Below are 6562 nucleotides of genomic sequence, written 5' to 3' on the forward strand. Positions count from 1 at the left end.
ACATACCGAGTTGGCTGGCCCGCACCGGATTCCAGCTGATGGATCCGCTGAAAAGCGCGAAAGCCCGGATAGACTTCCTGCGCCAGCTGCACGACCGTGAGGCCCTGTTGCCGCGCGAAGCGCAGCGCCGGTTTCTGGGGTCCGAAGGCTGGATCGCGTGGTCGGGCCCGGCGATCTCCGAGCTGCTCAAGCAGGTCATCGCGCACAACAGGATGATGACAGGCGGTTTCGCCATCCGCGGGCAACTGGTGACGCTGACCGACATCACCTGTCCGGTGCTGGCTTTCGTCGGTGAGGTCGACGACATCGGGCAGCCCGCGGCGGTGCGCGGCATCCGGCACGCGGCACCCAATGCCGACGTGTACGAGTACCTGCTGAGAGCGGGGCACTTCGGCCTAGTCGTCGGATCCAAAGCGGCCGAGCTGACCTGGCCGACGGTCGCCGAGTGGGTGCTCTGGCTGTCCGGTCAGGGTGATTTGCCGGCGGGCGTGGTGCCGATGGCCGACCAGCCGGCTGAGCACACCGACACCGGCGTAGCGATCAGCTCCCGGATCGCGCACGGCTTAGGGGAGGCCTCCGAGATGGCGCTCACCCTGGCCCGCGGCGCCGCCGACGCCATCGTCACGGCGAACAAATCGGTGCGCACCCTGGCGGTCGAAACAGCCCGGACGTTGCCGCGGCTGGCCCGGCTGGGCCAGATCAACGACCACACCCGGATCTCACTGGGCCGGATCATCGGCGAACAGGCCGATGCCGCGCCGAACGGGGAGTTTCTGCTGTTCGACGGGCGGGTGCACACCTACCAGGCCGTCGACCGGCGGATCGACAACGTCGTCCGGGGCCTGATCGGAGTCGGGGTGCGCCAAGGCGTTCACGTCGGTGTGCTGATGGAGACCCGGCCCAGTGCCCTGGTCGCCATCGCCGCGCTGTCCCGGCTGGGCGCGGTCGCCGTGTTGATGCCGCCCGACGCGGACTTGGTCGCGGCCACCCGGATCGGTGGGGTGGCTGAGATCATCACCGACCCCGTCAACCTCGACAACGCGCTTGACGCAGCGCGCCAATCGCCGTGCCAGGTTCTGGTGCTCGGCGGCGGCGAGTCGCGCGACCTGCGCCTTCCCCGAGACTCCGACGTCATCGACATGGAAAAGATCGACCCGGACGCTGTCGAACTGCCCGGCTGGTATCGGCCGAACCCGGGATACGCCCGTGATCTGGCTTTCATCGCATTCAGCACGGTCGCCGGCAAGCTGGTCGCCAAGCAGATCACCAACTACCGCTGGGCGCTGTCGGCGTTCGGCACCGCGTCGGCGGCCGCACTCGGCCGCGGCGACACCGTGTACTGCCTCACCCCGCTGCACCACGAGTCCGGCCTGCTGGTCAGCCTGGGGGCCGCGGTGGTCGGCGGTACCCGGATCGCGCTGTCCCGCGGCCTGCAGCCGGACCGGTTCGTCGCCGAGGTGCGCCAGTACGGCGTGACCGTGGTGACCTACATCTGGGCGATGCTTCGCGAGGTCATCGACGATCCCGAGCTCGTGCTGCACGGCAATCACCCGGTGCGGCTGTTCATCGGTTCGGGGATGCCGACCGGCCTGTGGCGCCGGGTGACGGATGCGTTCGCCCCGGCCCACGTCGTCGAATTCTTCGCCACCACCGATGGTCAGGCGGTGCTGGCCAACGTGTCCGGGGCCAAGGTGGGTAGCAAGGGCCGCCCGCTTCCGGGCGCCGGTGACGTCGAGCTCGCCGGCTACGACCCTGAGCACGACCTGATCCTGGAAGACGACGACGGCTTCGTGCAGATCGCCGCGGCCAACGAGGTCGGGGTGCTGCTCGCCAGGCCCCGCGGGCCGGTGGACCCGGCCGCGTCGGTGAAACGCGGGGTTTTCGCCCCGGCTGACACCTGGGTGTCCACCGAGTATCTGTTCCGGCGCGACGGCGACGGCGACTACTGGCTGATCGGCGGGCGTGCCGCTGCGCTGCACACCGCCCGCGGTATCGTCCACGCAGTGCCGATCACCGATGCGCTGGGTCTGGTCACCGGTGTCGACCTGGTGGTGACATACGGGGTGCCGGTGGGCCACGGGGGCGATGGGCAGGTGGTGGTCTCGGCGGTGACGCTACGGCCGGGTGCGACGATCACCGCTGCCGACGTGAGCGAGGCGGTGGCGAATATGCCCGTCGGGCTGGGGCCGGATGTCGTGCACGTGGTGGGCCAACTGACGCTCAGCGCGGCGTACCGCCCGACGATCGGCGCTCTGCGCGATGCCGGAATCCCGAAGCCCGGCGGACACGCCTGGTATTTCGACACCGGCAGTGGACAGTTCAAGCGGCTGACCGCCGCGGCGCGCACCCAGCTGACCGGGGAGCCCTCGTGATCGACGAAACCTTGTTGAATATCCTGGCGTGTCCGGCGGACCGGGGTCGGTTGCTTTTGATCGAGCAGGCCGACGGGGACCTGCTCTACAACCCGCGCCTGCGCCGGGCGTACCGCTTCGAAGACGGCATCCCACTGTTGCTGGTCGATGAGGCTCGCGACGTCGACGACGACGAGCACACCCGGCTCATGGCGCGGGCGCGACCGGCAGATCCCCGGTGAGGTAACGCTGCAGATTGGGCGCAATCGTTTTTGCGATCTGTTCGGCCGGCAGCGATGCGAACGGCTCCAACTTCAGGATGTAGCGGGCCATCACCACACCGACCAACTGGGTGGCGACGAACTCCGCCCGGATGATCCCGGTCCCGGGCGGATTGTCGACTCGCGCGGCCAACTCGACGACCACGACCTCGCGGAAAAACGTACGCGCCAAGCTCACGTCGGCGCCGGCCAGGATCGACCGCAGCGTCGCGATCAGCCCCGCGCCCAGCTCGGAATCCCACAACGACAGCAACAGGGAGGGCAATCGCAGCCCGAGCTCCTCGATGGGGGTTTCCCGCAGCGGCCCGATGATGGTCATCGGGTCAACCGGTAAGGCGATCGCGGCCGCGAACAGTTGTTGTTTGGTGCCGAAATAGTGGTGCACCAGTGCCGAGTCCACGCCAGCGGCCGCAGCCACCGCCCGGATCGATGTGTTGTCAATCCCATTGCGAGCAAACAGTTCCCGAGCCCTGGCCAGGATGCGCTCCCGAGTATCGGAGACGCCCGCCGGGCGGCCGGGTCGTCGCCGGTTCGCTGCGGGGACCATTACGGCGTCCGCCGCCGCAACGTCGCCGCGGCCAGGCAGAGTGCCGCGATCGCAAAGCCCAGCACCACGATGATGTCGCGCACCGCGATGCCCGTCAGCTCCGGACACGCACCCACTTGGCGGAGAGCCTCCAGCGCATAGCTGGCAGGTATCACGTTGCTGATCCATTGCAGCCAGGTTGCCATCAACTCCCGCGGGACGATGATGCCGCACAGCAGCAGCTGCGGGACCATCACCACCGGGATGAACTGCACCGCCTGAAACTCGGTGCGGGCAAACGCGCTACAGAGCAGACCGAGCCCGACACCCAGCACGGCGTTGACTATCGCGATCAAAAACACCCACATCGGGTTACCTGCGGTGTCGAAGCCCAGCAACCAAAACGACACGATGCATGCCAGGGTGGCCTGCATCGCCGCCGCAATCGAGAAGGCGGTCCCATAGGCGACTAGCAGGTCGAGGCGGCGCAGCGGGGTGGTCAGAATGCGCTCCAACGTTCCCGACGCCCGTTCGCGCTGCATGGTGATCGACGTGATGATGAACATCAAGAACAGCGGGAAGAGACCCAACAGGATCAGGCAGGCATTGTTGAACGGCGACGGGGTGCTGGGCGGATGTTGGACGTTCTCGAACATGAAGTACATCAGCGTGATGATCAGGCTGGGCACCAACAGGATCATCACGACGCTGCGGTGATCGGCGGCCAACTGCCGCAGGATCCGCGCCGTGGTGGCGGTGTAGCTGCGTGGTCCTAGCCGGCTCGGCGCGCGGTGCTGCGGGTGATCATGGACAGAAACGCGTCTTCCAGTGACGGGCATCCGGTGTCCTCTCTTAGTCGGGCCGGACTGGTGTGGACGACCAGATGGCCGTCGCGCAACAACAACAGGTCACCGCAGTGGTCGGCCTCGTCTAACACGTGGCTGGACACCAGCAGGGTGATCCCGTCGCGGGCGAGGTTGTCAAACTGCTCCCAGAGGTCGGCCCGCAACACCGGGTCCAGGCCCACCGTGGGTTCATCCAGCACCAGCAGATCGGGCTGACAGACCAACGCGCAGGCCAGCGACACCCGGGTGCGCTGGCCGCCGGAAAGGTTGCCGCAGAAGGCGGTGCGCTGGCCGGTCAGGCCCACCCGCTGGATGGCGGCGTCGGCGGCGTGGCTGTCGAACCCGTACAGGGATGCGAAATAACCGACGTTGTCGATGATCCGCAGATCGTCGTAGATGGTCGGGTTCTGCGGCAGGTATCCGATCCGCCGGCGCAGCTGGGGCGTTCCAGCCGGTTTCCCCAGCACCGTCACCGATCCCGACGTGACGATCTGGGTGCCGACGATGCAGCGCATCAGGGTGGTCTTGCCACAGCCGGACGGGCCGAGCAGGCCGGTGATGGTGCCGCGGGCAATCCGCACCGACAAGTTGTGCAGGGCCGGGCGCTTACCGCGAATCACCCGTAGGTGATCGATCTCCACCGCTGGTCCGGCAGCACCACGTCCCATCAATTCATCGACCGATGAACTCATCATGTGATGAAATATGCGTTCTGCGTGTCCGGTTGTCAAGGACCGGTCACCTACCGGCAGAATCTGTCCAGTGGACGCTGAGCAGCTGGCAGTCGACCCGGTGGTCGCCGCCCACCGGGTGCTCGGCGCCACGGTCGCCGGCCGGGGGGTGCGGGCCAGGATCGTTGAGGTCGAGGCGTACGGCGGCGTCGCCGCCGGCCCCTGGCCGGATAAGGCGGCGCACTCCTATCCCGGTCCCAACGGACGCAACCGGGTGATGTTCGGGCCGCCGGGACATCTGTACACCTACCGCAGTTACGGAATCCACGTGTGCGCGAACGTCGTCTGCGGCCCGGATGGGACGGCAGCCGCGGTGCTGCTGCGATCCGGGGCGGTCGAGGGCGGAATCGAGGTGGCCCGCTCCCGGCGCGGCACAGCGGCCGACACCGCGCTGGCACGAGGGCCCGGGAATCTGTGTGGCGCACTGGGAATCACCATGGACGACAACGGGATCGACCTGTTCGGTCCGGACAGCCCGGTGCGATTGCAGCTCAGCGAGCCCGCTGACCGGACCGAAGGGCTCGCCGGCCCCCGGGTCGGCGTCAGCAACGCCGCCGACCGGCCGTGGCGGTTGTGGCTGCCAGGGTACCGGGAAGTCTCGGCCTACAAACGCAGCCCCCGCGCTCCGGCGCCGGGCCAAAGCGACTGATCCGCGCCGATCCGGGAGGATCTAGACCCATGGGCACCGGAATTCTCGACGAGCTGGGCTGGCGCGGGCTGATCGCCCAATCCACCGACCCGGACGCGCTGGCCGCGGAGGTCGGCCGCGGGCCGATCACCGTCTACGCAGGCTTCGACCCCACCGCGCCCAGCCTGCACGCCGGGCACCTGGTGCCGCTGCTGGCGCTGCGCCGCTTTCAGCGCGCCGGGCACCGCCCCATCGTGCTGGCCGGCGGGGCCACCGGGCTGATCGGCGATCCCCGCGACGCCGGTGAGCGGACGTTGAACGCTGCCGACACCGTCGCGCAGTGGACCGAGCGGATCCGTGGGCAGCTGCAACGCTTCGTCGACTTCGACGACACACCGACCGGCGCGATCATGGTGAACAATCTGGACTGGACCGGCGACTTGTCGGCGGTGGAATTTCTGCGCGACGTCGGCAAGCACTTCTCGGTCAACGTGATGCTGGACCGTGACACCATCCGGCGCCGGCTGGACACCGAAGGAATCTCCTACACCGAGTTCAGCTACCTGCTGCTGCAGGCCAACGACTACGTGGAGCTGTACCGGCGGTACGGCTGCTCGCTGCAGATCGGCGGGTCCGACCAGTGGGGCAACATCATCGCCGGGGTGCGGCTGGTGCGCCAAAAGCTGGGCGCGACCGTCCACGCGCTGACGGTGCCGCTGGTGACGGCCAGCGACGGCACCAAGTTCGGCAAGTCCACCGGCGGAGGCAGCCTGTGGCTCGACCCCGAGATGACCAGTCCCTACGCGTGGTATCAGTACTTCATCAATACCGCCGACGCCGACGTCATCCGCTACCTGCGCTGGTTCACGTTCTTATCCGCCGACGAGCTGGATGAGTTGGCGAAGGCCACAAAATCGCGGCCGCAGGAGCGTGCCGCGCAGCGGCGGCTGGCGCGGGAGTTCACCACCCTGGTCCACGGTGCGGCCGCCACCGAGGCGGCTGAGCTGGCCAGTCAGGCGCTGTTTGGCCGCGGCGAGCTGTCCCGACTGGACGAGGCGACGCTGACGGCGGCGCTGCGCGAGACCCGGGTCGCCGAACTGGCCCCGGGTGAACCGGACGGCATTGTCGACCTGCTGGTGGCCACCGGGCTGTCGGCGAGCAAGGGTGCGGCCCGGCGCACGGTGGGCGAGGGCGGGGTTT

7 protein-coding genes are annotated in these 6562 nt (G+C 68.2%); 4 read left to right on the top strand and 3 right to left on the bottom strand.

Annotated features, from left to right (window positions below):
- Together AC2VON_RS09375 and AC2VON_RS09380 are read left to right on the top strand one after the other, a co-directional pair.
- Window positions 1–2372, top strand: a 2372-nt coding sequence (locus AC2VON_RS09375) for an AMP-binding protein (RefSeq protein ID WP_486952698.1), incomplete at its 5' end; no start/stop codon positions are given.
- A complete protein-coding gene (locus tag AC2VON_RS09380) occupies window positions 2369–2593 on the top strand; it encodes a Trm112 family protein (RefSeq protein WP_486952699.1) in 225 nt (74 codons plus the stop codon). The genes AC2VON_RS09375 and AC2VON_RS09380, both read left to right, overlap by 4 nt.
- On the opposite strand, the gene AC2VON_RS09385 is transcribed toward AC2VON_RS09380, so the two are convergent.
- From AC2VON_RS09385 to AC2VON_RS09395, 3 genes are read right to left on the bottom strand one after another with little or no spacing between them, the layout of a single operon-like run.
- Window positions 2559–3179: a TetR/AcrR family transcriptional regulator gene (locus tag AC2VON_RS09385; RefSeq protein ID WP_486952700.1), complete on the bottom strand. Its 621-nt coding sequence runs from the start codon at window positions 3177–3179 to the stop codon at window positions 2559–2561. The two genes, AC2VON_RS09380 and AC2VON_RS09385, sit on opposite strands and share 35 nt — an antisense overlap.
- Window positions 3179–3997 (bottom strand): ABC transporter permease, encoded by an 819-nt coding sequence (locus AC2VON_RS09390; RefSeq protein WP_486952701.1) that lies wholly within the window; start codon window positions 3995–3997, stop codon window positions 3179–3181. Before AC2VON_RS09390 ends, AC2VON_RS09385 begins: the two co-directional genes overlap by 1 nt.
- Window positions 3931–4698, bottom strand: a complete 768-nt coding sequence (locus AC2VON_RS09395) for an ABC transporter ATP-binding protein (protein ID WP_486952702.1) — start codon at window positions 4696–4698, stop codon at window positions 3931–3933. The genes AC2VON_RS09390 and AC2VON_RS09395 overlap by 67 nt, the downstream gene beginning before the upstream one ends.
- 67 nt (window positions 4699–4765) lie before the next feature.
- Here AC2VON_RS09395 and AC2VON_RS09400 point away from each other — a divergent pair, with 67 nt between their 5' ends.
- Both AC2VON_RS09400 and tyrS read left to right on the top strand, forming a co-directional pair.
- The gene (locus tag AC2VON_RS09400; protein WP_486952703.1) at window positions 4766–5383 is read left to right on the top strand and encodes a DNA-3-methyladenine glycosylase; all 618 of its coding nucleotides are present in this window, start codon (window positions 4766–4768) and stop codon (window positions 5381–5383) included.
- 29 nt (window positions 5384–5412) lie between these two features.
- On the top strand, window positions 5413–6562 hold a 1150-nt coding region (gene tyrS / locus AC2VON_RS09405; RefSeq protein WP_486952704.1), incomplete at its 3' end, for a tyrosine--tRNA ligase.

Source organism: Mycobacterium sp. TH-M82, assembly GCF_057473605.1.